Source organism: Mesorhizobium sp. M1027 (assembly GCF_040318745.1).
GTDB lineage: Bacteria > Pseudomonadota > Alphaproteobacteria > Rhizobiales > Rhizobiaceae > Mesorhizobium.
In genome coordinates, this window is sequence record NZ_JAMYMW010000006.1 from 226708 (window position 1) to 252839 (window position 26132).

At 62.9% G+C, this 26132-nt stretch carries 24 protein-coding genes; 7 read left to right on the plus strand and 17 right to left on the minus strand.

Going from position 1 to position 26132, the window contains the following annotated elements; genetic code table 11:
* Positions 1-486 precede the first annotated feature (486 nt).
* Complete coding sequence (locus tag NKH50_RS14010) at positions 487-1629, minus strand: alpha-hydroxy acid oxidase (protein ID WP_352879368.1); 1143 nt, start codon at positions 1627-1629, stop codon at positions 487-489.
* Positions 1630-1691: 62 nt separating this feature from the next.
* Positions 1692-2798, minus strand: a complete 1107-nt coding sequence (locus tag NKH50_RS14015; protein ID WP_502906863.1) for a LacI family DNA-binding transcriptional regulator — start codon at positions 2796-2798, stop codon at positions 1692-1694.
* A 452-nt stretch (positions 2799-3250) separates the two neighbouring features.
* On the opposite strand from NKH50_RS14015, the gene NKH50_RS14020 reads away from it, so the two are divergent.
* The 4 genes from NKH50_RS14020 (at position 3251) to NKH50_RS14035 (ending at position 7573) form a co-directional block, all read left to right on the plus strand.
* On the plus strand, positions 3251-4213 hold the full coding sequence (locus NKH50_RS14020) for a sugar-binding protein (protein WP_352879370.1): 963 nt from the start codon (positions 3251-3253) through the stop codon (positions 4211-4213).
* A gap of 114 nt (positions 4214-4327) precedes the next feature.
* Positions 4328-5872: a sugar ABC transporter ATP-binding protein gene (locus NKH50_RS14025; protein ID WP_352879372.1), complete on the plus strand. Its 1545-nt coding sequence runs from the start codon at positions 4328-4330 to the stop codon at positions 5870-5872.
* A gap of 23 nt (positions 5873-5895) precedes the next feature.
* Complete coding sequence (locus NKH50_RS14030) at positions 5896-6891, plus strand: ABC transporter permease (protein WP_254815901.1); 996 nt, start codon at positions 5896-5898, stop codon at positions 6889-6891.
* A 151-nt stretch (positions 6892-7042) separates the two neighbouring features.
* Positions 7043-7573, plus strand: a complete 531-nt coding sequence (locus NKH50_RS14035) for a DUF2231 domain-containing protein (RefSeq protein WP_352800813.1) — start codon at positions 7043-7045, stop codon at positions 7571-7573.
* Positions 7574-7662: 89 nt separating this feature from the next.
* On the opposite strand, the gene phnN is transcribed toward NKH50_RS14035, so the two are convergent.
* The 9 genes from phnN to NKH50_RS14080 form a co-directional block, all read right to left on the minus strand.
* Complete coding sequence (phnN, locus tag NKH50_RS14040; RefSeq protein WP_352879375.1) at positions 7663-8292, minus strand: phosphonate metabolism protein/1,5-bisphosphokinase (PRPP-forming) PhnN; 630 nt, start codon at positions 8290-8292, stop codon at positions 7663-7665.
* Positions 8289-9428, minus strand: coding sequence for an alpha-D-ribose 1-methylphosphonate 5-triphosphate diphosphatase (locus NKH50_RS14045; protein ID WP_352477064.1), 1140 nt, complete (start codon positions 9426-9428; stop codon positions 8289-8291). Before NKH50_RS14045 ends, phnN begins: the two co-directional genes overlap by 4 nt.
* A gap of 78 nt (positions 9429-9506) precedes the next feature.
* Positions 9507-10214 carry a DUF1045 domain-containing protein gene (locus tag NKH50_RS14050; protein WP_352879377.1) on the minus strand — a complete coding sequence of 236 codons (708 nt, stop codon included), beginning with the start codon at positions 10212-10214 and terminating at the stop codon, positions 9507-9509.
* Positions 10215-10362: 148 nt separating this feature from the next.
* Positions 10363-11175 (minus strand): 5-deoxy-glucuronate isomerase, encoded by an 813-nt coding sequence (gene iolB / locus NKH50_RS14055; RefSeq protein WP_352879379.1) that lies wholly within the window; start codon positions 11173-11175, stop codon positions 10363-10365.
* Positions 11176-11177: 2 nt separating this feature from the next.
* Entirely contained in the window at positions 11178-11396 is a 219-nt protein-coding gene (locus NKH50_RS14060; protein ID WP_254815905.1) for a DUF3329 domain-containing protein, read from the minus strand.
* A gap of 41 nt (positions 11397-11437) precedes the next feature.
* A complete protein-coding gene (gene iolE, locus NKH50_RS14065) occupies positions 11438-12355 on the minus strand; it encodes a myo-inosose-2 dehydratase (protein ID WP_352686472.1) in 918 nt (305 codons plus the stop codon).
* 46 nt (positions 12356-12401) lie between these two features.
* Complete coding sequence (gene iolD / locus NKH50_RS14070) at positions 12402-14246, minus strand: 3D-(3,5/4)-trihydroxycyclohexane-1,2-dione acylhydrolase (decyclizing) (RefSeq protein ID WP_352686475.1); 1845 nt, start codon at positions 14244-14246, stop codon at positions 12402-12404.
* Between the two features lie 34 nt (positions 14247-14280).
* Positions 14281-16215: a bifunctional 5-dehydro-2-deoxygluconokinase/5-dehydro-2-deoxyphosphogluconate aldolase gene (locus NKH50_RS14075; protein WP_352879382.1), complete on the minus strand. Its 1935-nt coding sequence runs from the start codon at positions 16213-16215 to the stop codon at positions 14281-14283.
* 196 nt (positions 16216-16411) lie between these two features.
* Positions 16412-17140 (minus strand): SDR family oxidoreductase, encoded by a 729-nt coding sequence (locus NKH50_RS14080; RefSeq protein WP_352879384.1) that lies wholly within the window; start codon positions 17138-17140, stop codon positions 16412-16414.
* Between the two features lie 136 nt (positions 17141-17276).
* Between NKH50_RS14080 and NKH50_RS14085 the strand changes: the two genes are divergently transcribed.
* On the plus strand, positions 17277-18167 hold the full coding sequence (locus NKH50_RS14085) for an AraC family transcriptional regulator (protein WP_352879386.1): 891 nt from the start codon (positions 17277-17279) through the stop codon (positions 18165-18167).
* Here the strand turns inward: NKH50_RS14085 and NKH50_RS14090 are convergent.
* Positions 18164-19009: a MurR/RpiR family transcriptional regulator gene (locus NKH50_RS14090; protein ID WP_352879507.1), complete on the minus strand. Its 846-nt coding sequence runs from the start codon at positions 19007-19009 to the stop codon at positions 18164-18166. The genes NKH50_RS14085 and NKH50_RS14090 overlap by 4 nt on opposite strands.
* A 153-nt stretch (positions 19010-19162) precedes the next feature.
* Here NKH50_RS14090 and NKH50_RS14095 point away from each other — a divergent pair, with 153 nt between their 5' ends.
* Positions 19163-20272: a Gfo/Idh/MocA family protein gene (locus tag NKH50_RS14095; protein ID WP_352879388.1), complete on the plus strand. Its 1110-nt coding sequence runs from the start codon at positions 19163-19165 to the stop codon at positions 20270-20272.
* 34 nt (positions 20273-20306) lie between these two features.
* On the opposite strand, the gene NKH50_RS14100 is transcribed toward NKH50_RS14095, so the two are convergent.
* A complete protein-coding gene (locus NKH50_RS14100; RefSeq protein WP_254815912.1) occupies positions 20307-21008 on the minus strand; it encodes a helix-turn-helix transcriptional regulator in 702 nt (233 codons plus the stop codon).
* Positions 21009-21135: 127 nt separating this feature from the next.
* On the opposite strand from NKH50_RS14100, the gene NKH50_RS14105 reads away from it, so the two are divergent.
* Positions 21136-21771 (plus strand): LysE family translocator, encoded by a 636-nt coding sequence (locus NKH50_RS14105; RefSeq protein WP_352800791.1) that lies wholly within the window; start codon positions 21136-21138, stop codon positions 21769-21771.
* 34 nt (positions 21772-21805) lie between these two features.
* Here the strand turns inward: NKH50_RS14105 and NKH50_RS14110 are convergent, their stop codons facing one another.
* The 4 genes from NKH50_RS14110 to NKH50_RS14125 all read right to left on the minus strand — a co-directional run bounded on the left by NKH50_RS14110 (position 21806) and on the right by NKH50_RS14125 (position 26131).
* A complete protein-coding gene (locus tag NKH50_RS14110; RefSeq protein WP_352879390.1) occupies positions 21806-22897 on the minus strand; it encodes a 3-deoxy-7-phosphoheptulonate synthase in 1092 nt (363 codons plus the stop codon).
* Positions 22898-23476: 579 nt separating this feature from the next.
* Complete coding sequence (locus tag NKH50_RS14115; protein WP_352700972.1) at positions 23477-24271, minus strand: SDR family oxidoreductase; 795 nt, start codon at positions 24269-24271, stop codon at positions 23477-23479.
* Positions 24272-24294: 23 nt separating this feature from the next.
* A complete protein-coding gene (gene iolG / locus NKH50_RS14120) occupies positions 24295-25296 on the minus strand; it encodes an inositol 2-dehydrogenase (RefSeq protein WP_254815917.1) in 1002 nt (333 codons plus the stop codon).
* Positions 25297-25363: 67 nt separating this feature from the next.
* Positions 25364-26131 carry an ATP-binding cassette domain-containing protein gene (locus tag NKH50_RS14125; protein WP_352700971.1) on the minus strand — a complete coding sequence of 256 codons (768 nt, stop codon included), beginning with the start codon at positions 26129-26131 and terminating at the stop codon, positions 25364-25366.
* Position 26132 lies beyond the last annotated feature (1 nt).

Consider the following 26132-nt stretch of genomic DNA (forward strand, 5'->3'; position numbering starts at 1 on the left):
CAAAAGAGCGGTGTCGGCTGAAGCTGCTCAGTCGGCCTGCTTGACCTCCGGACCTGGTTCAGTTGGCGGAACTGGCGTGCAATCTTGGCCGGTGCATTCCTGCACAGGATCGTTCGCCGGCGGGAGACAATTTTGGCCTTCACAATGAACGGGCGGCTGCGCTGTTGCGGCTTTATTGTTTGGCGGCACAGGCCGATCCTCAGCGTGAACGGCCGGCATTCCAAGGTCGATCATGGCCGTGCACAAGAGCGCAATCCGAAGCAAATTCATTTTCGCCTCCGCACCTGACAGCGAGACGCAGACTATACCTTCGAACTGCGGCCAACATCCTGTCACTCCCGAACGGCGTTAACAGCGCGTTACACGCAGCGGCAGCTTGAGGGCGGACATACGGATGCTGTTTCCGGCGAGGCCGTCTTCGAAACGGGCGGCAGGTTGGTATAGGGTTCGCACTTCGAAAAGCTTATGCTGTGCTTCCCGGCTCCCTCACCTAAACCGCACATTTTCCCTGGAAAGCTCTGCCACCGACCTGCATCCCATCAGCCGCATGCCGCGTTCGATCTCGGTTCGCATCAGGCCGAGCGCCCGTTCGACGCCGGCCTGTCCGGCGGCTGCCAACGGGAACAGATAATACCGCCCGACGCCGACGGCCTTGGCGCCCAACGACAGGGCTTTCAGCACATGCGTGCCGCGCTGGACGCCGCTGTCGATGATCACGTCTATCTTGTCGCCCACCGCGTCGACGATCTCGGACAGCTGGTCGAAGGGGCTGCGCGAGCCGTCCAGCTGCCTGCCGCCATGATTTGACAGAACGATGCCGGTGCAGCCGATGTCGACCGCCTTTCTGGCATCGGCGACGCTCATGATCCCCTTCAGGCAGAACTGGCCGTTCCAGAAGCGGACCATGTCTTCGACATCCTTCCAATCCAGCGACGGGTCGAGGATCTCCGTGAAATAGCGGCTGATGGAAAGCGCTCCGCCGCCGAGATCGATATGGCCGTCCAACTGCGGCAGGCTGAACTTTTCGTGGGTCAAATAGTCGATAGCCCATCTCGGTTTGATCGCGAACTGCATCATGCCGCCGAGCGTAAGCCGAAAGGGGATAGAAAAGCCGGTCCGCAGGTCACGCTCGCGGTTTCCGCCGGTGACGCTGTCGACGGTCAGCATCATCACCTCGACGCCCGACGCCTTAGCGCGCTCCATCATGGCGCGGTTCAGGCCGCGATCTCTGTGGAAATAGAACTGATAGACCTGCGGCGTCCTGTGCTTGCGCACTTCCTCCAGGCTAACCGTGCCGAGCGACGAGACGCCGAACATCGTGCCGAACTTCTCCGCTGCCGCGGCGACGGCGCGCTCGCCGCTATGGTGAAACAGTCGCTGGAGGGCCGTCGGCGAACAATAGACCGGCATCGCCAGCTTCTGGCCCATGACGGTGACCGACATGTTGACCTGTCCAACGCCGGCAAGGACGTTAGGGACGAGATCGCAGTCCTCGAAAGCCGCCGTGTTGCGCCGCAGCGTCGTCTCGTCGTCCGCGCCGCCATCGATATAGTTGAAGATTGGGCCTGGCAGGCGCTGTTTTGCCAGCCGGCGGAAGTCCTGAAAATTATAGCAGCTTTGCAATCGCATGAAATCAATCGGGTATATGCCGGGCCTGATGTCAAGCCTGTGCCATTGTCGATCGCCGGCGCTCAGCCCGCCATAGCGCCAACCGACTCCCGCTCCACCAGCGGGCATTCGAGCTTGGTGATGGGATAGCGGCCGCGACCGGGAGCAGCGGGGACTTCGAGCTGCTCGATCGCCCATTGTCCCATTGCCATATGCGGCAGGATCGACGTCGTCAGGGGCGGGAACAGATGTCGCGCGATCTCCTCGTCGTCATAGCCGACCACCGAAATATCTCCGGGGATGTGCAGGCCGGCCTCCTTCAGCGCCTCGTAGCAGCCGATCGCGGTACGGTCGTTCTGGCAGAAGATGGCGGTCGGCCGGTCCTTCAGCGCCAAGAGCTTGACGGTCGCGGCATAGCCGGCGCTCGCTGACCAATCGCCTTCGACGACCAGCGCCGGGTCGAACGGGATGTCGGCCGTCGCCAGCGCCCGGCGGTAACCTTTCAGCCGGTCCTGGGCCGCCTGCATCCAGGGCTCGCCGGTGATGGTGGCGATGCGGCGATGGCCATAGCTGATCAGGTGCCGGGTCGAGCTCTGGCCGCCGGCGATCTCGCTCGGCACCACGGCGGGGAAGGCATGGTCGGCGGTGTAGCAGTTGAGCAGGATGACCGGAATGTCGAGACCGTAGAGATAGTCCGGCGCGACGATCTCGCGGGTGAAGATGGTCATGTAGATCAGCGCCGAAATGCCCCGCTTGGTCAGTGCCGCGATGGCCCGGGGCTCCATCACCTCGTCGCCCATGGTCTGCGCTACCAACACGACATTGCCGGCGTTCCACGAGGCTTGCCGCGCCCCTTCAATGGCGACGACCGCCTCCGGGCTGGTCGCCAACTGGTCGACGGCGAAGCCGATCACGCCATCCAGCCCGTCGAATGCGGCAACCGGGGCTCGCAAGGCAGAAAACACCGGCGGCGAATAGCCCAGCGTTCGCGCGGTCTCGATCACCCGCTGTCGGGTTTGCTGCGACAGCCTGATGCCCGGCGTGTTGTTGAGCACGAACGAAACCGTCGCCTGCGAACAGCGGGCGGCCCTGGCGATGTCGGTCATGGTAACGCGGCCCTTGGGGTTTTTCCCGGACGGCTTGCGCCTCCTGGTACCCTCAAGGACGGGATCACGCAGTGGTTCGTTCATGTCGTCCCTCGAATTTCGCATTATAGGGTGAAGCGCTACTAATAGATATAATCGACCCTCCTGGGCGATGTAGTCCCCAATTCAAAACGGTTGCGACTGGGAGGCTTCTCTCCTTGTGGCGAGAATCTCGACCAAACTAATACTCTTTACTAATATCCGGCATCACTATAACGTCAATCCATCATGCCCGGACGACGTCGGACCGCGCATGTTCGGAACGCAAGCCAGCCTGGTATCGGACGGTTCCCGTCAGCCGAAGCTTGCCTGCCGCTCCGGGAAATGTCAGACAAATCGGACTATTTACGAACGGCGAATGAGTCTCTAAAGTCGACGATCGCGGCTGGAATGGCGTCGTTCTTCGCTGCCGGAAACCCTTGAGGAGGAGGGCGTCCAAGCCGCGCCGGCACGTTCATCATCAGCGAAAATTACTGAGTCAAAATGGGAGGTTGAATATGAAATCTGTGATACGAAATGCGTCCGTCGCCGCTGCGGCCCTGCTGCTCGGCCTGTCCGCCAGCGCAATTGCGCGGGCCGACGACAAGCCGACACTGGCCTTCGTCGTCAACGGCGCTTCCGATTTCTGGAAGGCGGCGGAAGCCGGCGTCAAGAAGGCTCAAGCCGAACTGCCCAACTACAAACTGGAACTCAAATATCCGGAGCAGTCCTCGGTCGCCATCCAGCAGCGCCTGATGGACGATCTGGTGACGGCCGGCGTGAAGGCGATCATGGTCTCGGCCGTCGATCCCAAGACGTCGACCGACGGGCTGAACAAGATCGCCTCGGAAACGGCGTTGTTCACCACCGACAGCGACGCGCCGCAGACCAAGCGTGTCGCCTATATCGGCTCGTCCAATGTCGATGCCGGCAAGCAGGCGGCGGAGATCGCCAAGAAGGCAATGCCTGACGGCGGCAAGTGCCTCGGCTTCGTCGGCCTGCTCGGCGCCGACAACGCCAAGGAGCGCATCCAGGGCATGAAGGAAGGTCTCGCCGGCACCAAGATCGAATTGGTCGACGTGCGTGGTGACGACATCGATCAGGCTCGCGCCAAGAAGAACGTCGAGGACGCGCTGGTCGCCAGCCCCGACGTCACCTGCATGGTCGGCTTCTATTCCTACAACACGCCGCGCATCTACGAAGCGCTGCGCGATGCCGGCAAGCTCGGCCAGATCACCGTCGTCGGCTTCGACGACGACCCGATCACGCTGGGCGGCGTCAAGGAAGGCACCGTCGCCGCCACCGTCGTGCAGCAACCCTTCGAATGGGCCTATCAGGGCATGAAGCTGATGGCTGCCTATCTCGAGGGCGACAAGTCGGGCATTCCCGCCGATGGCCTGATCATCATCCCGACCAAGATCATCGGCAAGGACGATGTCGACGCCTACGCCGCCAGCCTCAAGGCGATGTCTGGAAACTGAGCGAATTAGGTTGCGCCGGCTCAAGGTTCGCCTTGAGCCGGCGTTCTATTGACGGGCCTCGCGAGGCTCGTCAGTCTGAGGCCAAATTTTGCTCACCGGCTGCTGTCAGGCGTGATGAATTATTCCGACCTATCCATCGTTGCATCTGCGGACGCTCCGTTCCTGAGCCTCGACGGCGTGCGCAAGACCTATCCCGGCGTCGTTGCACTGGACGGATTCTCGATGGAGGTCAGGCCCGGCGAGGTCATCGGCCTGGTCGGCGAAAACGGCGCCGGCAAATCGACGCTGATGAAGATCCTCGGTGGCGTGACCAGGCCGGACACCGGCACCATCACCGTCGATGGCGTCGCCCATGACGGGCTGACTGTCGAGGCCAGCATCGGCTCGGGCATCGCTTTCGTCCACCAGGAACTCAACCTGTTCGAAAACCTCGATGTGGCCGCCAATATCTTCTTCGGCCGCGAACCGCTGCGTGCCGGGCCGCTCAAGCTCGTCGACCGCGCCAGGCTGCGAGCGCAGGCGGCGCCGCTGCTCAAACGCGTGGGCGCCAATTTCTCGGCCGATACGCCGGTGTCGGCGCTGTCGCTGGCGCAGCAGCAAATGGTCGAGATCGCCAAGGCGCTGTCGATCAAGGCACGGCTGGTTATCCTCGACGAACCGACGTCCAGCCTGCCGATCGCCGAAACCGACAAGCTGCTCGGTGTCATCAAGGCGCTGAAGGCAGACGGCATCAGTGTCATTTTCATCTCGCACCGCCTTCACGAGGTCGAGCGCGTCGCCGATCGCGTCGTCGTGCTTAGGGACGGAATGCTCGCCGGCACTTTGCCGAAGAGCGCCATCAATCACGACCAGATGGTCAAGCTGATGATCGGCCGCATGCTGAAGGAGCGCGAGAAGGCCGCAGAATCGGCGCGCCCGCCGGGCTCTGTCGCGCTGTCGGTCAAGGCCATTCGCACCGCCGCCTATCCTGACCGGCCCGTCGACCTCGATGTGAGGCATGGCGAGATCCTCGGCCTGGCCGGCCTCGTCGGCTCCGGCCGGACGGAACTGGCGCGCGTGCTGTTCGGCATCGACAGGAGCTTTGGCGGCTCGTTCCAGCTTGACGCAAAAGATCTGGTTCTTGGTTCGGCCGCCGACGCAGTGGCCAACGGGATTTTCCTCGTCCCGGAAGACCGCAAGCTGACCGGCATCCTGCTCGACCTGTCGATTGCCCAGAACATCTCGCTGCCCAATCTGCCGGCGCATTCGCGGCGCTCGCTGGTCTCGGCCAGCGCCGAGGCCGCCACCGCCGAAAAACAGAAGACCGATCTCGGCATCAGGGCGCCCTCCGTGCAGACGCGCACCGGCACGCTGTCGGGCGGCAACCAGCAAAAGGTCGTGCTGGCCAAATGGCTGGCGATGAAGCCGAAGGTGATGATCCTCGATGAGCCGACGCGCGGTATCGATATAGGCGCCAAGGCCGAGATCTACGGGCTGATGCGGGCGCTGGCCGATGCCGGGGTCGCCGTGCTGATGATCTCCAGCGACATGGAGGAGGTGATCGGCGTTTCCGACCGCATTGCCGTCATGCATGAGGGCCAGATCTCCGGCATTCTCGACAAGGACCGGTTCAGCCAGGAAAACGTGCTGCTGCTGGCGGTCGGCAAGCGGCCGAAGTAATTCGCAGGCGTTGGGAGAAGACGATGAGCAAGAAAGATCTCGGCCTGCTGATCCTGATCCTGGTGGTCGGCGCGGTGGTGGCGATCATCAACCCGCGCTTCCTGCTGCCGATCAATCTCGCCAACACCTCGAACCTGATCGGGCTGTTCGGCATCCTGTCGATTGGCCAAGCCTTCGTCATCATCACCGGCGGCATCGAATTGTCGGTCGGCTCGGTTGTTGCGCTACTCGGTACGCTGTTCATCGATTTCATCGCCGTGCGGGAGATGGAGTGGCCTCTGGCCTTCGTGCTGATCATCGCGCTCGGCGCCATCATCGGCCTGATGCATGGCTGGCTGATCACCCGGCTGAAGTTGCAGCCGTTTGTCGTCACACTCTGCGGCCTGCTGATCTATCGCGGCGTGGCGCGCTTCTACACTGCCGACGGCACCGCCGGCTTTGCCTTTGGGCAGAACTTCCCGGAACTCGAATTCCTGACGGCGGGGCGGTCCTGGGGCGTGCCGAACAGTTTCATCGCGCTGATCGTCATCGCCGTCGTCATGTGGGTGGTGCTGCACCGTTCGGTATTCGGGCGCTATCTCTACGCCATCGGCAAGAACGAGGAAGCGGCAAAATATTCCGGCATCCGCACCGGCCGCATCGTCATAGCCGCCTATGTCATCTGCGGCGTGCTGACGGCGCTGTCGGCTATCTATTTCGCCATGTACACACGCTCGATCTCGCCGGCGAGCCACGGCCAGTTCTACGAACTCTACGCCATCGCGGCAGCGGTGCTCGGCGGCTTCTCGCTGCGCGGCGGCGAAGGCTCGCTGATCGGCGTCCTGCTCGGCACGGTGCTGCTGCAGGAGCTGCAGAACCTCGTCAACCTGCTCGGCATCCCGTCGTCGCTCAACTTCGCCGTCATGGGCGGGGTGATCCTCATCGGCGTGCTGGTCGACCAGCAATGGGGCGTGTTCAGGGCGCGGCGGCGGATGCTGGAAGCTACCCGTAAGGGCGTGGCGGGTGCTGCCGCGGAATGACGCAAAAATAGCTGGATGAAATGCGCCGACTGCCATTGGCAGGCATCAAAAAGTTGGCCTGAGCTTCGCGACAGCAGTTCAGATTAATCTCCATTTGGAACGAAACCCGTATCGAAGCGTTTATTTAAGCTTTGCTATGCGGAGGCGTCCCATGCCCACGAATCCAGTAAGTACCGCAAAGGTCGGAACTCACCCTCTCCACCCGATGCTGATACCTTTTCCTGTCGCGTTTCTTGTCGGTGCCTTTGTCACCGACCTGGTTTTCTGGGGAACTGCCGATGCTTTCTGGGCACGGGCATCGATGTGGCTGATCGGGGCAGCCATCGTAATGGCCCTTCTCGCCGCGACAGCCGGTTTTATCGACTTCCTCAACGAGCCGCGCATTCGCGCCTTGTCGGACGCCTGGTATCACATGCTGGGCAACCTGACCGCGGTCGTTGTGGCACTGATCAATTTTTATCTTCGCTATGCCCAAGGCGCCGAAGCCGCGGTCCGCCCATGGGGTGTGCTCTTGTCGTTCATAGTGGTCTGCATACTGCTGTTCACCGGCTGGAAGGGCTGGGAAATGGTGTATCGCCATCACGTTGCAGTTCTGGATACACCGGCGGATGCGCCAGTGAAGCCTTCGACAACCACTGCCGCGGATACTCGTCACGCTGGTCGGGACCGGCACGCCGCATGACGCCATAATCCCGAAAAGGGGGTACCGGCTTCCAAAGATATTGGTTAGACAAGTAGCGCCCATACCGAATGCATCGGATGGGCGCTACTTTAGATAAGGCCCGACATGTCGGAGAAGGCCATGGCCTTGCGCAGCACCTCGGCGAAGCGCTCGCCGGCGGCTTCACGAGGGCCGCTATTGTCGATCGAGGTGACACCCGGTCCGGACAGCGCCACATTGGCACTGCGCGCCAGCCGTGCCAGCACTTCGCCGCGCGACTCGCGACCGCGCAATGCCAGCCGCTCGGCCAGGATATCCGGTGTAGCCGTGATCTCGACGACAGCCAGATTGGCGTAGCGCTCCCGCAGCGCCGGGATGATCGCGCGCGAGACGTTGGCGATCGCGACACGGCCGTTGGAGACCGACCAGTCGACTTCGGCCGGGATGCCGTAGTGCAGGCCATGCGCCTCCCAGGAAATGGCGAAGGCGCCATCCGCTTCGGCCTCGACAAAGGCAGCATCGGCGAGCGTATCGTGATCCTCGGTGGCCGCATCGCTCGGCCGGGTGATCACCCGGCGCACGAACTCCAGCCGCCTCTCGCCGGCAAACACCGCGCGCGCATAGCCGATCACCGTGTCCTTGCCGGCACCGCTCGGCCCGACGACGGCGACGAAGACACCGTCGCGGATCGGAAATCCCGCGGCGGACAATTCACGCTCGACCGATGCCGACACCATCATGCGACCCGGCGTCCCTGCCGCCAGACCGTGCGGACGACCGGGACATGGTCGTCGACGCGCACGCGAACCAGATCGGCGCGCCGGCCGGGCTCGATGACACCGCGATCGGTGAGGCCGACTGCCTCGGCCGGGTTCTTCGAAACCATGGCCACAGCCTGCGGCAGCGAGATACCTTCGACCACGTCGCCGAGGAAGAAGGCCGACTGGATCAGGCTGAACGGAATGTAGTCCGACGACAGTATATCGAGCAGGCCGTCGCCGGCCAGCGTGCGGGCCGAGACATTGCCCGAATGCGAAGCGCCGCGCATGACGTTCGGCGCGCCCATCAATACGCCGAGCCCTGCCTTTTTCGAAGCCCTTGCTGCCTCCTCGGTGGTCGGGAACTCGGCGACGCGCACACCTTGCTCGATCGCTTCGTCGACATGGCCGACGGTCGCGTCGTCATGGCTGGCGAGCACGATGCCGCGCTCATGACAAGCCGCGGCGATGAAGCTGCGGTTCGGGCTCGAGTTCCTCGCCGATTCCGCCATCCGCTTTTCGCAGAATTTCTGGAAATCGCGATCCGTAAGCTTCAGTTTGCGCTGATAGTAGTAGGCGTAGGTCTCGAGATCGACGAATTGCCGCTGTCCCGGCGCATGGTCCATCAGCGACGCCAGCCTGACCCGCTCGTCACCGTCGAAATTGGCGAAGGCTGGAAGGCAGTCCGGCGCCGAAACCTCGCAGCGCAGATGGATGAAATGGTCGGCCCTGAGCCGGTCCTGCTGGACACTGTCCTCGATCGCGTCGGCCAGCTTGCGTATGTCGGCAGCCGTCAGGTCCGCATCCTCGTCCATGCCGACGCGCAAGGCGTCGAGCACGGTGGTGATGCCGGCGGTCGCCACCTGCGCGTCATGGGCGAGCACCGCGGCGATCGGGTTCCAGCGCACTTTCGGCCGTGGCGCGTAATGGCCTTCGAGATGATCGGTGTGGAGCTCGACCAGGCCAGGGATGATGAAGTCGCCGCCCATGTCCTCGCCGGTTCGGCCAGCGCCGGGAGCAATGTCGGCTATCACGCCGTCGCGCAGCACGATCGACCCTTGGACGATCTGGTCGGCGAGCACGATCCGGGCGTTGTCAAGAACAGTCTCGGCGGTCATTTCAAGCAGTCCTTGCAGGATTTTGCAGCCAACTGGAACCAATTGGCGTCGCACAAACGCGGTTAGAGCAAATAGTCATTAGGCAGTTCTTCTGGCCGGGCGGCGCCCGAGCGCGTGATGGGACAGCACCATGAACGGCGCGCCAGGTTCAGTTTCCACAAACAGCGTCAGCGCGTCCACCGGCACCGGCCTTTGCAGCACGCCCGCAAACAGGCTGTCGATTGCTAAGCGAAGACGAGGGCTTTCCTGTGACGAGACCCGGCCGGACAGCGTCATGTGGAAGCGAAACGTCTCGAAGACATAGGGATAACCCCATTGGCAGAGATTGCGGAACTCGTCGGGCTTCAGCGAATCGGGGCTGCGCCGTTCGATCTCGGCTTCCGTCAACGGCGCGCGAAAGCGGTCGAAGTCGCGCACCACATCATCGGCGAAGCGGTTGAGCGCCGGCAGCGGTGCTTCCGGCACCAGCGCGAAGAAGCCGTCGATCTGGCTGACGACGAGGCGCGGGATCGTAACCACCGGCGTCGCCTCGGCAAAATCGTCGAGTGCCGCGCGAAGCGAGGTTTCCGTCTCATTGGAGGCCAGTCGAAAGGGCGCCTTCAGCGTCGCATGAAAGCCATAGCGGCGCGCCGAAGCGGTATGGAAGGCAACTTCCGCCGCCGACAACTCGCCTACTGCCTCGACCGGCTTTGTGGCGGCACCGAATGGGTCGCGGCCGAGCCAGTTGGCGGCGATCCGTGCCAGCGGTTCGTCCTGTCGGGGGGTGAAATAGATCGCGTAGCGCATCGAAAGTCCTTGTCAGCCCCGCTGCCATAGGTGATTTCCATGACGAATTGACGAAGCGTTGCGGCGTTTTCGGTAACAAAACCACGCAGCCGGGTAGTTAGCCGACGATTTTTCGCTTGGACCAGCCGTTGGGGCGAAGGGGAAGTGGTCAGGCCTTCATCAGCCATTCGTGCTCGGGCGCGTTGTGGAATTTCCACGTCCGCTTCGGTCCGGCCATGACGTTGAGATAATAGAGATCATAGCCGTGGCAGGCTGCGCAGGGGTGATAACCCCTGGGTACCAGCACGACGTCGCCGTCCTCGATAGCCATCGCCTCGTCGAGCGAACGAGCACCGCTCTGGTCGGCGTCGGTGTAGACGCGCTGGAAAGCAAAGCCCTGCGGCGGGTTGAGGTGGTGGTAGTAGGTTTCCTCCAGATAGGATTCAGCCGGCAAATTGTCCTGGTCGTGCTTGTGCGGCGGATAGCTCGATGTGTGGCCGCCGGGTGTGATGACCTCGACCACCAGCAAGGAATCGGCCGGCTTGTCCTCCGGCAGGATGTTGGTGACGTAGCGCGTGTTGGTGCCTTTGCCGCGAACCTCCTGGCCGAGATCGTCGGGCCCGATGACACGGACCGGCAGACCGCCGCCCAGTCCTGGCGCCGAGCAGACGGCAAGTTCGAGATCGGTATCGGCGCTCACCGACCACTCCGACCCCTGCGGCACATAGACCGACCAAGGCTTGCCTTCGAACGGCGACATGCGTTCGCCCAGCAGGCCGAGATCCTTGCCGCCGGCTTTGGCCTTGCCCTTGCCGGTGACGAACACCAGGCAGACCTCACGATCCGCGGTTTGCCCGGAAGCGCTCTCGCCGGGTCTGAGCCGATGCAGATCGAAGCCGACATAGGTCCAGCCGGCGTTTTGCGGCGTCACATGAGCGACGCGGCCGTGGCCCTTATTGGCTTTGATGAGCAGCTTAGACATGGTCATTCCTTCGGTTTGGCGTCCGCCGATGGCTTGTCCTCGTCAGCCGGCTTGTAGAGATAGAAGAATTGCCAGACGGCATAGCCGGCGAAGCCGAGCGCGATCACGCCCCAGAACGGCGTGCCGGTGGCGAATTCGATCACCGACCAGACCAGGCAGACCGCGACAACGGCAACGCGCCGCCACAGCGGCCGGAAAAACGGGTGCTCGGAGTCTTTCATCGGATCACCCCCGGCATCGGATCAGCCCTTCCTCGCGAGCCTCAAGCATTGGGAAAGCCTTGTGTCTCCACCGTATAGCCGGCCGCTGTCATCACCCGCATCAATTCCTTGTAGCCGACCTGCGCCATCTTGAGCGGCGGGTTCTTCTTCGGATCCTGCTCGGCCTCGACCACGAACCAGCCTTCATAGCCATGGTCGGCGAGCCTCTGGACGATGGCGCCAAAGTCCAGCGAGCCATCTCCCGGCACGGTGAAGGCACCAAGCGCCACCGCATCGAGAAAGGATTGCCTGCTACGATCCAGCTTGTTGATCACCTCCATGCGCACGTCTTTCACATGCACGTGGTTGATGCGCCGGTGGTGGTTATCAATAGCGCGCAGCACATCGCCCCCGGCAAAAGCCAGGTGACCCGCGTCGAGCAGCAGTGGAATGCCTTCTCCCGAATAGCGCATGAAGGCGTCGAGCTCTGGCTCGGTCTCGACCACCGCCGCCATGTGATGGTGATAGGAGAGCGGCATGCCTTGCTCGGCACACCATTCCCCGAACTGCGTGAGCTGCTTCGCGTAGGCTTTCATCTCATCGTCCGAAAGCCTGGGCTTGCTGGCGAGGGGTTTCGAACGGTCGCCCTGGATGGAGCGGCCGACTTCGCCATAGACGATGCAGGGCGCATTCACCGCCTTGAACAGATCGATCATCGGCTGGATACGATCCTTGTTTTTCGCCATGTCTTCATTGACCAGCGTCCCCGAGAACCAGCCGCCGCAAAGTGTCACGTCGGCCTCTTTCAGGATCGGCAGCATGATTTGCGGATCGTTGGGAAAGCGGCGGCCCATTTCCATGCCGGTAAAGCCAGCCGAGCGCGACTGGCGCAGGCACTCCTCCAGCGACACATCATCGCTGAGTTCGGCAAGATCGTCGTTCCACCATGCAATGGGGGACATGCCCAGTTTGGCTTTCAAGTCGTCACTCCAGTTTCGGACATTTCGAGGCGCGTTCGCGGATGGTTCAAAGAACCCGCCCGCTCAGCGCTTCCTCGTATTTCTTGCGCGCCGCATTCACTTGCGGCCGTGCCGAGACTTCCGGCACTGCGACATCCCACCAGCTTCCACCGGCCTCGGTCGAAACCAGCGGGTCGGTGTCGATGACCAGCACGGTCGTTCGCGTGTTCTTCTTCGCTTGCGCCAGCGCCGTTTCCAGCCCGGCGATCGATGGCACTTTTTCGGCAATCGCACCCATGCTCGCAGCATGCGCGGCGAAGTCGATCTCGGGCAAGGTTTCGTGACGGGCGTCCTTCAGCAGATTGTTGAAGTTGGCGCCGCCGGTCGCCATCTGCAGCCGGTTGATGCAGCCATAGCCGCGGTTGTCGAGCAGCACGATGGTCAGCTTGAGGCCGAGCATCACCGAGGTCGCGATCTCGGAATTGAGCATCAGGTAGGAGCCGTCGCCGATCATCACGACTACCTCTTCGTCCGGCTTGGCCATCTTGACGCCGAGTCCGCCGGCGATTTCATAGCCCATTGTCGAGAACCCGTATTCTGCGTGGTAGGAGCCGGGCGCGCCCGCCTGCCAGAGCTTGTGCAACTCGCCGGGCAAGCCGCCGGCGGCATGGAGCAGTACCACGCCGGAGCCCATGGCGCGCTGTACGGCGCCGATCACCTGCGCGTCGGACGGATAGGCGGCATTGGTCGACGCAGTCACCTTGCCCGCCTCCGCCTGCCACTCCTTTTTGCCCTTGATCGCATTGTCGGTCCAGGCGGCAGGCACCTTCCAGCCCTTCAGCGCCTCGCCGAGTTCGGCGAGCCCTTCCGCCGCATCGGCGACCAGCGTCAGCGCCTGGTGCTTTCCGGCGTCGAAGGGCTGGACGTTAAGTCCGATAATGGTCTTGCCGGAATTCTTGAACAGTGCCCAGGAGCCGGTGGTGAAGTCCTGCAGCCGGGTGCCGACGGCAAGCACGACGTCGGCCTCTTCGGCCAGCCTGTTGGCAGCCGAAGTGCCGGTGACGCCGACCGCCGCCATGTTCAGCGGATGATCGTCGGGCAGCGAGGATTTGCCGCCTTGCGTCTCGCAGACCGGAACGCCGGCGTCCTGCACCAGTCTGGCCAGTTCACCCGAGGCCTGCGAATAGAGTACGCCGCCGCCGGCAATCACCAATGGCTTCTTCGCCGCTTTAAGAGCCGCCACCGCGGCGGCCAGCTCCTGGCGATCCGGACGCGGTCGCCGCTGATGCCAGATTCGTTCGGCAAAGAAGCTCTCGGGGTAGTCATACGCTTCTGCCTGCACGTCCTGGCACAGCGCCAGCGTCACCGGGCCGCATTCGGCGGGATCGGTCAGCACCTGCATGGCGCGGTTGAGCGCCGGCATGATCTGCTCCGGCCGGGTGATGCGGTCGAAATAGCGCGACACCGGCCGGAGGCAGTCATTGACGGTCGCCGTGCCGTCGGAGAAATCCTCGGCCTGCTGCAGGACCGGATCGGGAATGCGATTGGCGAAGACGTCGCCGGGCAGAAACAGGACAGGCAACCTGTTTACATGCGCAAGCGCCGCAGCGGTCACCATGTTGAGCGCGCCGGGGCCGATCGAACTGGTCGCAGCCAGGAAGCGGCGGCGGAAATTGGCTTTGGCATAGGCGATCGCCGCATGCGCCATTGCCTGCTCGTTATGGGCACGGAAGGTCGGCAGCTCGTCGCGAACCTGGTACAGCGCCTCGCCGACGCCGGCGACATTGCCGTGGCCGAAGATCGCCCAGACGCCGCCGAAGATCGGCACCTTCTTCCCGTCCATCTCGGTCATCTGTCGAGCAAGAAAGCGGGTCAGAGCCTGCGCCATCGTCAGGCGGATTGTCTTGGTCATGTCGGTTCCTCCGCAGTCCTTGTGCCGCGCCTTCTTATGCTGCTTTGCGGCCGCGCGCGGCAAGCCACGCCTCGGTCAGTCTCTCGAAGCGAGATGCCATGTCGGCAACCGCTTCATCGTCCGACATCTTGCCGGCAAGCCATTGTTCGGCCGCGTTGATGAAGATGGTGCGACCGACGGCAAAGCCCTTGACGATGGGCGCCTTGGCGGTGGCGGCAAAGGCCGCTTCCAGCTCGTCCTGCGGCGCTTCCAAACCGAGCAGCACAATCCCGCGGCACCACGGATCGTTTTTCAGGATCACCGCCTCGATCTTTGCCCATGCGCCGTGCGATGCCTGCGGTTCGAGCTTCCACCAATCGGGCTTGATGCCGAGTGCGTAGAGTTCCTCGAGCGCGCGCGGGATGGTCATGTCGTCGAGCTTGCCATGCTTGCCGGCGATGATCTCCACCAGAAGTTCTCTGCCCACTTTCCGCGCGGCCTCGAACAAAGCGCGCAGTTTCTGCTGCTGTTCGGTCTTCAGCTCCGCCGGATCATCGGGATGATAGAAGCACAGGCACTTGATGCAGTGGTCGACCGGCCATTCGGTCAGTTGCGAACCAATGTCTTGCGAGAACTCGAAGCGAAGCGGCCGCGAACCCGGCAACTCGACCGGCCGGCCGAGCCAGGTGAAGGAATGGTGGGCGAATTCGAACATCGCCTCGCGCCCGTATTTTTCGTCGAGCAGCATGCCATAGCCGGCGCGGCCGGCCGCGACTTTGGCCGCAGCCTTGACGGTCAGCACCTTGAAAGCCGGGATCCGCGACGGATCGGCGCCGGCTTTTGCCGCGACGTCCTCCAGCTGGACGCGGTGGTCGCAGGCGAACGCCATCAGCGAGGGGATGTCGCGCCGGCGCGTGGTCGCCCAATGGATGTGGTTGATCGCCTCGTCCTTGCGCAGCGCCAGGTGCTTGCTGCCGTTTTTCAGGAAGAACTGCAATTCCTCGAAAGTCGGGTATTCAGGTGCGCAGAGGAGCCGCGACACGGCAAATGCCCCGCAGGCATTGGCCCAGGTCGCCGCCGTCGCCAGGCTTTCCTCGCCGAGCCAGCCGCGCAGGAAGCCCGACATGAAGGCGTCGCCGGCGCCAAGCACATTGTAGACCTCGATAGGAAACCCCTTGCCGACGATACCGTCCTCGAGATCGTCGCTGATCGGCCCGTCATAGACAATGCAGCCCATGGCGCCGCGCTTCAGCACGATGGTTGCCGCCGACAGCGAGCGGATGGTTTTCAGCGCGCTCAGGCAATCGTCTGCGCCCGACGCGATCATGATTTCCTCTTCAGTGCCGACGATGAGATCGCAGTCGGGCAGCACCGTCTTCAGCCGCGCCGAGACGCGGTCGGATTTCACATAGCGCTCGAAGCCTTCGGCGTGGCCGGCGAGACCCCACAGGTTGGGGCGGTAGTCGATGTCGAACACCACCTTGCCGCCTTTGGCTTTCATGACACGGATCGCCTTGCGCTGGGCGGCGTCGCTGTTGGGTCGTGAAAAATGCGTGCCGGTGACGACGATCGCGCGTGCCGAAGCGATGAACGCCTCATCGATGTCGTCTTCCGAAAGCGCCATGTCGGCGCAATCGCTGCGATAGAAGATCATCGGCGAGACGCCTTCATCCTCGACCGACAGCAGCACCAGGGCGGTCAGCCGCTCCGGATCGGCCTTGAGGCCTTGGACCGAAACGCCCTCGCGGGTCAGCTGCTCGCGGATGAAGCGGCCCATCTGCTCATTGCCGACGCGGGTGAGCAGCGCCGAGCGCAGGCCTAATCTGGCAGTGCCGACTGCGATATTGGCTGGACAGCCGCCGACCGACTTGGCAAAGGAAGTAATGTCCTCGAGGCGCGAGCCGATCTGCTGGCCGTAGAGATCGACGGAAGCGCGGCCGATCGTGATGATGTCGAGCGGCGAATATTTCGCTTCCACGGCTTCGCCCATTCGAACCTCCCATCGGCTTTGTTGTCTTGGGTAACACGCGCGAGCGGCAGCGTGGCGCCAGCAATATGAAATAATAATTCCAATCCATAGTCAATATGGAACGAGCATTCCCAAGCTGAAAAGTGTGCAAGGCTCGCGCGTTCAGAAATTTTGAAGTCAGACGAACGTCAAGTGTCTACCCCTGAGACCAGCTGATTTACCAAGGAAGTGGGCCATCATCGTTGAAGTACCCCGCGGTCGGGCCATCGGCGTCCAAGGTCGCCAGGTGAATGACGATCTCGGCCGCCTGCTGCACCGTGCGGTGACCTTTATAGCCGTTGAGATCGGTGGCAGTGTAACCAGGCGCGGCGGCGTTGACCTTGATGCCTTGCGGTGCGAGCTCCTTGGCGAAGGCCACCGTGATGGCGTTTAACGCTGTCTTGGAGCTGCCGTAGCTCATCATATTGATGGCGTGGTTCGCGGTGGCGGGATCCAGCGCCCTGCCGATGGAGCCGGTGGAGCTGCTCACCATCACGATCCGGGCAGCAGGTGCTGCCAGCAGCAGCGGCAGGAATGCCTGGGTCACGCGGATCGGGCCGAAGACATTGACGTCGTAGGTGGCCTGGATATCGGCGATCCGCTGCTGGCTCGGCGGCAGGTCGTAGTTGATGGCGACGCCGGCGTTGTTCACCAGCACGTCAAGGCGGCGGCTGGCCTGCCCGAACGCCTCGGCTGCCGCCTTCACACTGTCATCCCTCGTGACGTCCAGCTCAAGCCACTCTACGTCGTGGCCTTCGGCACGCAATGCCTGCGCCGCCGCCATGCCGCGTTCGGCGCTCCTGGCTCCGAGCCAGACCTTGAAGCCCATGGTCGCCATTCGCCGGGCGATTTCACGGCCTATACCCTTGTTGGCGCCGGTCACCAGCGCAGTTTTCGATGTCGTCATGTCGTGTCTCCATGTTTGCTGTCGAAGACCCACAAATGGCGCGAGGCAGCGGGCGCCGCGCGCCGGAAACTCTCCAGCTCTTGCCTAATCCCCTCACGCTGTTGCGCGGCCGGTGCGAATGCGCGATGCTGGCGCAATGAGCGAGGCGCTGCAGGAGTTGATCGAAATCGCCGGCCGCCATGCGCGCGGGCGAAGAATAAGAACGGCAATTCCCCGCGTTTCGATCGGCCGCAGCGAAGTCGCGACGGCGCCATTGCCGGGTGTGTGGGGGTCGGGGGTCTTATTCGTATTGCAGGGCGCGAAGACGGTTCTGATCGGCGACCGGGCTCTTCGTTACGACCCGGCCAGCTATTTCATCTACACTGTCGAGACGCCCAGCATCAGCCAGATAGTCGAAGCGAGCGCCGCACGTCCTTATCTGGCCATTGGCTTGACCCTTGACCTGCAGGCTGTCGCCGCGCTCCTCGTTGAGCACGGGCCGGTCCTCGGCGGCGACAGGTTCTCCACCTCTCCCGTTGATGTCGACCTGCTCGACGCGTTGCGTCGAATGCTGCGGCTGCTTGACCGGCCAGCGGAGATTCCCGTTCTCGCGGCCATGCTCGAGCGGGAGATGCTGTTTCGGCTCCTGCAAGGCCCGCAAGGCGGAAAGCTTCGTGAACTTGCGCGCGCCGACGGCCATCTGTCCCGGATTGGCCAGGCGATCGCCCGGATCCGCTCGCATCCCCATCAGCCGGTCCGGGTCGGGGATCTGGCCGAAATCGCCCATATGAGCAGTGCTGCGTTTTATCGTCACTTCAAGGCGGCGACGGCCATGAGCCCAATCCAGTATCAAAAACAAATCCGCTTGCTGGAAGCCCGCCATCTGCTGATTGCCCAGCCGGGCAACGTGGCGCGTGGCGCCTTCGCTGTCGGCTATGAGAGTGCTTCCCAGTTCAGCCGGGAGTATGCCCGCCAGTTCGGATCGCCGCCTGCCCGCGACGCAGCGCGGCTTTTGGCAGGAGGCGAAACGGCAATAGAGGTGCTCTAAGGCTTGCGCTTCTTTCCGCTATCGCGCCGCTTCTCGCCGACGGCGACGGTCAGCGCCATGGCCAAAGCCATCGTCGCCGACAGCGAGCGGAAGCCGGCGAAATCGGCCTCGGCGACCTCGAACCAGACCCTGGCGAATTGGGCGAGCGGCGAAAACGAGGAGTCGGTAATCGCCACGATCGGCACGCCTTGCTCCGAAATGACGCGCGCCTCCTCGATGGTGGCCGGGGCATAGGGCGAAAAGCTTATGGCAATGACGGCGTCCCTTGGAGAGGCAAAGCCGATCATCTCCGCATTGAGGCCGGCGGCCGATTCGATCAGCTGGTTGCGGATCTTGAGCTTGCCCAATGCGTAGGCGATGTAGGAGGCGACCGGGTAGGAGCGCCGCTTGGCCAGCACGTAAATGGTTTCGGCCTTGGCCAGCACGGCGATAGCATCTTCGAAATGGTCTTCATTCAGCGTGCGCGAAATGTCGTTGAGCGAGGTGCTGGCTGCGGCAACAAAACCATCGAAAATCGCGCGGTGGCCGGCGCCTTCCTCGGCCTTGGCGCGCAATGCCGCCAGCCTTTCATCATAGGACGAGTTGCGCTCGCGCAGACGCTCGCGAAACACCAACTGCAGGCTGGTGAAACCATCAAAACCAAGCTGCTGGGCAAAGCGGATCAGGGTCGAAGGCTGGACACCGGCGGAAGCGGCGATGCTGGCGGCGGTGCCGAAGGCGATATCGTCTGGGTTGTCGAGCGCATAGGCGGCGATCTGGGCGATACGTTTCGGCAGGCTCTGGCGCCGCTCCAGGATCGTCGCCCGCAGCGTCTCGAAATCGCGCGGCACCCGTTCGTCCATCGTCGCTCCGCCCAGGCTCATCGTCTGGTTCCCTCTGTGCCCCATCATAGCGGGCCTGTGCAAGAACACCATAAAAAATGAGACAAGCGTTCCATCTGCAGACAAAATGGACTAATTCATCCACACAAACTTTGCACACAGGGAGGCAAGCGGATGGTCGGGGTAGGTCTTATCGGCACGGGCTTCATGGGCAAGTGCCACGCCATTGCCTGGAACGCGGTCGGCACCGTCTTTCCCGATGTGGCCAAGCCAAGGCTGGTTCATCTGGGCGAGGTCAACGAGGACCTTGCCAAACGCCGTGCCAGCGAATTCGGCTTCGCCAAGGCGTCCGGTGACTGGCGCGCGGTGGTCGACGATCCCGACGTCGATGTCATCTCGCTGACCACGCCGAACCAGTTCCACCCGGAAATGGCCATCGCCATCCTCGAAGCCGGGAAGCATCTGTGGTGTGAAAAACCGATGGCGCCGAGTTTTGCGGAGGCGCAAGCAATGGCTGCGGCAGCCCAAAAGTCCGGCAAAGTCGCCGCGCTCGGCTATAACTACATCCAGAACCCCGCAATCCGCCATATCGGCGCGCTGCTCGACGAGAAGATCATCGGCGAGGTCAACCATCTGCGCATCGAGATGGACGAGGACTTCATGGCCGATCCGGAGGCGCTGTTCTTCTGGAAGCACGAGGCGGCGTCCGGTTACGGCGCGCTCGACGATTTCGCCGTGCATCCGCTTTCGCTCATCGCCGTGCTGTTCGGCCGCGTTGCCCGCGTCATGTGCGACATGGCCAAACCCTATGCCGAACGCCGCGTCGCCTCTGGCGGGCGCCGCGCGGTCGAAACCTACGACATCGCCAGCATCCTGATGCATCTCGAAAACGGCATCGCCGGCACGCTGCTGGTCAACCGTTCGGCCTGGGGCCGCAAAGGCCGGATCGCCATTCAGATTTTTGGCTCGAAGGGCTCGATCCTGTACGATCAGGAGCGGATGAATGAGTTCCAGCTCTATCTGACAGCCGACCGGCCGACCGAGCAAGGCTATCGCACCATCCTGGTAGCGCCGCACCACAAGCCCTACGACGCCTTCCTGCCGGCACCCGGCCACGGGCTTGGCTTCAACGACCTCAAGATCATCGAATGCAGGGAACTTTTGACGCGGCTGGCCGGCGAGCCGGCGCGCATCATCGACTTCGACGAAGGCTTGGAGATCGAGCGCACCGTGCACGCGATGGCCAGGTCGTTCAGTGAGAGCCGCTGGGAGGACGTGAGGTAGCCCCTCCCCCGGCATCCGCTTCACAGTGGCCGCTTCAGCCGCCTGCGGCTGAGGTGTCCGTTTCCCATCCGTTCACCCAGACCTGCCGCAAACCGTCGCCTTCACCCTTGAACCATAGTCCCGTCGCCTGGCAATCCTCGATCCGGTCGCTGCGGAAATTGCGGATTGCCTGGCGCAGCTCGCACCAGGCAACGATGTTGGCGGTTTCGGAGTAGTAGATGAGGGCGATCGGACAGATGATGCGCTCGGTGGCTCGGCCCAGTTCGTCGCGGTAGGAAAGGTCCAGCTTGGCCTCGTCGCGGATGGCACGGCGCACCAACGCCAGATCGACCGCGGAGGCCGATGGCGCGGCAAAACCCCATGCATGCAACTGATTGGCGTCGAGCGTTTGGCGCAAAGGCGGCGGCACCGCGCCGGCGATCTTGGCGCTGACGCGCTTGGCCGCCTGCTTGAGCTCGCTGTCGCCCGTGCGTTCGAGCAGCGCGAGAGACAGTACGATCGCCTCCATCTCCTCGATCGAAAACATCAACGGCGGCAAGTCGAAGCCAGGACGCAGTATGTAGCCGATGCCGCGCCCGCCCTCGATCGGCACGCGCATCGCCTGCAGCGCGGCAATGTCACGATAGACCGAGCGCACCGTCACCTCCAGCCGCTCGGCGATCATTGCCGCCGTCACCGGTTTCCTCGCCAGCCGCAGGATCTGGATGATCTCGAACAGACGCGACGCCTTGCGCATTCCCTCACTCGGCCCGAAGGCAACTGACAACACCTCGTCAGTTGGACTGACCTATAGGATCGCCTATCGGATTGAAAATCAACAAGTTCCTCTGCAGCTCGCCTGCATGAGGCGACAGGCAACTGACATGGACTACGCGGCAAACCTCTGGCTCTTCTTTCTCCTCCTTTTCGGCATCATCATCGTGCCCGGCATGGACATGCTTTTTGTGCTTGCCAATGCGCTGACCGGCGGCAGCAGCAGAGGGCTTGCGGCGACCGGCGGCATTATGCTGGGCGGCGTGGTGCATACGCTGAACGGCGCGCTCGGCGTCGGCCTGCTCATGCATTTCTTGCCAATCCTCTTCAATCCGCTGCTGATTGCCGGCGCAGCCTACATGGCCTTTATCGGCATCACGCTGATGCGCAGCTCCATCACCGTCGGCCATGACGGCCCTGCCGCCAGCCGCTCCGCATGGAAGGCCTTTCGCCAGGGGATCATGACCTGCCTGATCAATCCAAAGGCCTATCTCTTTGTTCTTGCCGTCTATCCGCAGTTTCTGAGGCCGGATTACGGTCCGATCTGGATGCAGGCGATCATCATGGGGCTGATGACGATCGCCACACAGTTCGCTGTCTATGGCGGACTCGCAATTACCGCCGGTCGCAGCCGGGATCTGCTGGTCGCCAATCCAAGGGCAACCGCTCTTGCCGGCCGGGCGGCCGGACTGCTTCTCGTTGCGGTTTCGGCGCTCACCGTCTGGGAGGGCTTGAAGGCGGCGTGAATTCCGAGCCAGAAGGGCAGCGGCGCCGGCCGGGTCATGCGGCTCCCGGACGGCTTGATATCATGGCGCGGCGCACCGACCGGCGCCGCTCGACCGCGTCGGCAAGGCCGTAAAGCACCGTCTCGGTGGTTGCCCAGTCGATGCAGCCATCGGTGATGCTCTGGCCATAGACGAGCGGCTTGCCGGGCACGACGTCCTGCCGGCCGGCGACAAGGTTGCTCTCGATCATAACGCCGATGATGCGCTCGTCGCCCGCCGCGACCTGGCACGCCACCTCGGCTGCCACCCCTGGCTGGTTTTCCGGCTTCTTGCTGCTGTTGGCGTGGCTGACATCGATCATCAGCCGCGGCGCCACGCCGATCCGGCCGAGTTCCGCGCAGGCAGCAGCAATGCTGGCCGCGTCATAATTCGGCACAATACCGCCGCGCAGGATGACGTGGCAGTCCTCGTTGCCGGTGGTCGTAGCGATGGCGCTGCGCCCACCTTTCGTCACCGCCATGAAATGATGCGGCTGGGCGGCGGATTTCACGGCTTCGGCGGCGATCCGCAAATTGCCGTCGGTGCCGTTCTTGAAGCCGACCGGGCAGGACAGGCCTGACGCCAGTTCGCGATGGATCTGGCTCTCGGTCGTGCGCGCGCCGATCGCTCCCCAGGCGACGAGGTCGGCAATATATTGCGGGGTGGCCATGTCGAGGAATTCGGTGGCCGCCGGAAGGCCGAGATTGTTGACCGCGGAGAGCACGTTGCGGGCCATCCGCAACCCCTTGTCGATGTTGAAGCTGCCGTCGAGATCGGGATCGTTGATCAGGCCTTTCCAGCCGACCGTCGTGCGCGGCTTCTCGAAATACACCCGCATGACGATCTCCAGCCGGTCCGACAGGCTTTCGCGCAGCGTCGCCAGACGACTGGCATAGTCCACGGCAGCCGCTGGGTCGTGGATCGAACAGGGGCCGACGACAACCACCAGCCGGTCGTCGGCGCCGGTCAGCATGGCGTGGATCGCGTTGCGTGATGCGGCAACGGTGCGCGTCGCCGTCAGCGTGCGCGGTATCTCCCGCATCACCTCGTCCGGCGTGCTCAATTCCCTTATTTCTTTGACCCGAAGATCGTCTGTGGTCGTCAACACGGCTTTCTGCTCCTGTCTGTTGGAGCATGACCTTTTCCGAAAACCGGATGCCACTTTTCGGGATCATGCTTTAGGAGACCTGCCGGCAAACAAAAAAGCCGCCAGGTCTGGCGGCTGTTCGGATTTTTGATGCTGCAATCTTCAGATCGAGCGCAATCCTCCCGCCGCCAGCGAGCTGCTAAAGTACCAATAGGTGGCGGTCAGGTTGATCATGCGGCTCATATAATCGATGCCGGGGCGCTTGTCACGTGGGTGATGAGGCTGCGTAGTAGCGCTGCGCACGGGATCCGAGGGGTTGGAGGCCTGTTGGCAGCCAATTCGGGATTGGTCGAAGCCTCCGCAACTTCGTCATCCCAGGGCGAAGCAGGAGCGAAGCTCCGTCGCGAAGACCGTGGGATCCATGCCGTAACCTTGGCCGAGGGGTGCAGCGGAGCAGAATTCTGCACCGTTGCGGCGCTCTGAGGGCGCGGCATGGATCCTGGGGTCTGCGCCGCGTCGCTTCGCTCCTTGCTCCGCCCCAGGATGACGAAGCGATGGGCGTTCTGCCCATTGACCAGAGCGTCAGGGTGCGCCGCGACACTATTCCGGCGACGCCCCCGCAATGCTCTGGTCATAGTCGACCAGCGATCCGGTCATGACGCCGGACTGCGGGCTGATCATATAGCTGATCAACCGGGCAAGCTGTGCCGGTTTCACCAATTGACCCATCGGCTGCGCGGCCTCGGCCCGTTCCAGCCAGTCGTCCGGCGCGTCGTGCCATTTTTTCTGCACGATCGCTTCGCCCTCGGTGTCCATCCAGCCGGGCAGCACCGCATTGCAGCGGATGCAATTGCCGCGATAGGCATTGGCGACATTCTTGGTCAGTGTCGCCAGCGCACCCTTGCTCGACGAATAGGGTGCCAGGAACGACTGGCCGCAATGCGCCGACATCGACAGCACGTTGACGATCGAGCCCGGTGCCTTGCGCGCCAGCAAATGCGCCACCACGCCCTGCATCAGGAAAAACGGGCCGCGCACATTGGTCTGGAATATCTGGTCGAAGAGATCCTCGGAGGTCTCGACCAGCGAGCCGCGAGCCGAGGTGGCAGCGGCGTTGACCAGCGCGTTGACGGTACCGAAATGGCCAATCGCCATTTCGACCGCACGCTTGCAGTCGGCCACCTCTGAGACGTCGGCACTGATGAAGATGGCATCGACACCTGCCCGCTTGAGAGTGGCGACAGCTTTGTCGCCTTTCTCTTGCGAGCGGCCGATCAGCGCCAGCGCCCGGCAGCCCTCATCGGCCAGCGCTTCGGCGACGGCAAAGCCGATGCCTTGTGCGCCGCCGGTGACGATGGCGCGTGTTTCGGAATTGCGACCGGCGGAACCGTTCATCGCCTTGCTCCTGTGTTTGATAGTCAGATTGTTTTGTCGAGGCGGACGGTCTTGCCTTCCTTGGCCGATTTCAGCGCCGCATCTGCCAGCCTGAGCGCCACCAGGCCATCCTGGCCGCTCGGCGCCGCCTTCTTGCCCGACGTCGCTGCCGCGATGAAGGCGGCGATCTCGTTGGCATAGGCGTCGAGATAACGGGTCATGAAGAAATCGTGCAGCGGCGGCCGCGTATAACCTTTCTCGTTGGCCAGTTCGATCGACACCGGCCGCTGGTTTTCGGCCGCGATCATGCCTTTCGAGCCATGCACCTCGATGCGCTGGTCGTAGCCATAGGTGGCGCGGCGCGAGTTGGAGATGACGCATTGCTTGCCGGAGGCGGTTTCGAGGATGACGCTGACGCTGTCGAAGTCGCCGGCTTCGCCGATCTTCTTGTCGACCAGCACCGAAGCGTGCGCGCTGACCGCCACCGGCTCCTCGCCGAGCAGGAAGCGCGCCATGTCGAAATCATGAATGGTCATGTCGCGGAAGATGCCGCCCGAGCGGCCGATATAGTCGAGCGGCGGCGGGCCGGGATCGCGCGAGGTGATCGTCACCATTTCGACGGTGCCGATGGCGCCGTCGTCGATCGCCTTGCGCACGGCGGCAAAATGCGGATCGAAGCGGCGGTTGAAGCCGACCATCAGGGTGGCGCCGGCCTTGTCGACGACGGCCAGGCAACGTTCCACCCTGGCGGCGTCGAGGTCGATCGGCTTTTCGCAGAAAATCGCTTTACCCGCTTTGGCGAAGCGTTCGATCAGATCGGCATGAGTGTCGGTCGGCGTGCAGATGACGACCGCATCGATATCGCCGGCCTTCTCGATGGCATCAATGCTGCGCACTTCGGCGCCATAGGCAGAGGCCAGATCGGTCGCCGCCTTCTCGAAGGCATCGGCAACTGCAACCAGCCTGGCCTGCGGATTGGAACCAACGGCGCGAGCATGGACCTTGCCGATACGGCCGGCACCGAGAAGAGCAAAGCGAAGAGGCATGAAGAATTTTCCTTTGAGGATGGTTGGGAAGGGAAGGCGTGTCAGCGCCTGTGGCCTGGCGTTGCCGTTACGCCGCAAGCTCCGCCCGCCCGGTCTTGGCACCGGTGATGTAGGAGACGATATCGTTGCCGTCGGTGTCTTGCTTGCGCAAATTGGCGACGATGCGGCCGCGCCGGAAAACGACGATGCGGTCGACCAGGTCGAACACCTGGCGCATGTTGTGAGAGATCAGGATCAGCGGTTCGCCATTTTCCTTCAGCGTGCGGATGATGTTTTCGACCTGCATCGTCTCCTGCACGCCGAGTGCCGCCGTCGGCTCATCCATGATGATGAGCTTGGAAGCAAAGGTCGCGGTTCTGGCAATTGCCACGCACTGGCGCTGGCCGCCCGACATATGGCGGATGGTGTTGGAAAGATTGGGGATCTTGACCGCCGTGCGGACCAAGGCTGCCTCGGTCGCCTTGCGCATGAACTTGCGATCGAGGATCGAGAAGGGTCCTAGATTGAACAGCACCCGCTCGCGGCCGAGGAACAGGTTCGACGGCACGTCGAGATCGTCGGCGAGCGCCAGGTTCTGGAACACGGTCTCGATGCCCGCCTCGCGGGCTTCGATCGGGCCGGCAAAATTCACTTCCTTGCCGTCGAACCACATCCTGCCGCTAGTGCGCTGCTCGACGCCGGTGATCTGGCGTACGAAGGTCGATTTGCCAGCGCCGTTGTCGCCCATGATAGCGACATGCTCGCCCTTGTGCAGCTCGAAGTTGGCACCCTCCAGCGCATGGACGCCGCCATAATACTTGGTCAGGTTTTCCGTCTTCAGGACGATGTCCGACATG

Bases quoted from the DNA above. Each gene is read 5' to 3' on its own strand.
- NKH50_RS14010 (WP_352879368.1), bottom strand. From the start codon at position 1,629: ATGCGATTGCAAAGCTGCTATAATTTTCAGGACTTCCGCCGGCTGGCA.
- NKH50_RS14015 (WP_502906863.1), bottom strand. From the start codon at position 2,798: ATGAACGAACCACTGCGTGATCCCGTCCTTGAGGGTACCAGGAGGCGC.
- NKH50_RS14020 (WP_352879370.1), top strand. From the start codon at position 3,251: ATGAAATCTGTGATACGAAATGCGTCCGTCGCCGCTGCGGCCCTGCTG.
- NKH50_RS14025 (WP_352879372.1), top strand. From the start codon at position 4,328: ATGAATTATTCCGACCTATCCATCGTTGCATCTGCGGACGCTCCGTTC.
- NKH50_RS14030 (WP_254815901.1), top strand. From the start codon at position 5,896: ATGAGCAAGAAAGATCTCGGCCTGCTGATCCTGATCCTGGTGGTCGGC.
- NKH50_RS14035 (WP_352800813.1), top strand. From the start codon at position 7,043: ATGCCCACGAATCCAGTAAGTACCGCAAAGGTCGGAACTCACCCTCTC.
- phnN (WP_352879375.1), bottom strand. From the start codon at position 8,292: ATGATGGTGTCGGCATCGGTCGAGCGTGAATTGTCCGCCGCGGGATTT.
- NKH50_RS14045 (WP_352477064.1), bottom strand. From the start codon at position 9,428: ATGACCGCCGAGACTGTTCTTGACAACGCCCGGATCGTGCTCGCCGAC.
- NKH50_RS14050 (WP_352879377.1), bottom strand. From the start codon at position 10,214: ATGCGCTACGCGATCTATTTCACCCCCCGACAGGACGAACCGCTGGCA.
- iolB (WP_352879379.1), bottom strand. From the start codon at position 11,175: ATGTCTAAGCTGCTCATCAAAGCCAATAAGGGCCACGGCCGCGTCGCT.
- NKH50_RS14060 (WP_254815905.1), bottom strand. From the start codon at position 11,396: ATGAAAGACTCCGAGCACCCGTTTTTCCGGCCGCTGTGGCGGCGCGTT.
- iolD (WP_352686475.1), bottom strand. From the start codon at position 14,246: ATGACCAAGACAATCCGCCTGACGATGGCGCAGGCTCTGACCCGCTTT.
- NKH50_RS14075 (WP_352879382.1), bottom strand. From the start codon at position 16,215: ATGGGCGAAGCCGTGGAAGCGAAATATTCGCCGCTCGACATCATCACG.
- NKH50_RS14080 (WP_352879384.1), bottom strand. From the start codon at position 17,140: ATGACGACATCGAAAACTGCGCTGGTGACCGGCGCCAACAAGGGTATA.
- NKH50_RS14085 (WP_352879386.1), top strand. From the start codon at position 17,277: ATGAGCGAGGCGCTGCAGGAGTTGATCGAAATCGCCGGCCGCCATGCG.
- NKH50_RS14090 (WP_352879507.1), bottom strand. From the start codon at position 19,009: ATGGACGAACGGGTGCCGCGCGATTTCGAGACGCTGCGGGCGACGATC.
- NKH50_RS14095 (WP_352879388.1), top strand. From the start codon at position 19,163: ATGGTCGGGGTAGGTCTTATCGGCACGGGCTTCATGGGCAAGTGCCAC.
- NKH50_RS14100 (WP_254815912.1), bottom strand. From the start codon at position 21,008: ATGCGCAAGGCGTCGCGTCTGTTCGAGATCATCCAGATCCTGCGGCTG.
- NKH50_RS14105 (WP_352800791.1), top strand. From the start codon at position 21,136: ATGGACTACGCGGCAAACCTCTGGCTCTTCTTTCTCCTCCTTTTCGGC.
- NKH50_RS14115 (WP_352700972.1), bottom strand. From the start codon at position 24,271: ATGAACGGTTCCGCCGGTCGCAATTCCGAAACACGCGCCATCGTCACC.
- iolG (WP_254815917.1), bottom strand. From the start codon at position 25,296: ATGCCTCTTCGCTTTGCTCTTCTCGGTGCCGGCCGTATCGGCAAGGTC.
- NKH50_RS14125 (WP_352700971.1), bottom strand. From the start codon at position 26,131: ATGTCGGACATCGTCCTGAAGACGGAAAACCTGACCAAGTATTATGGC.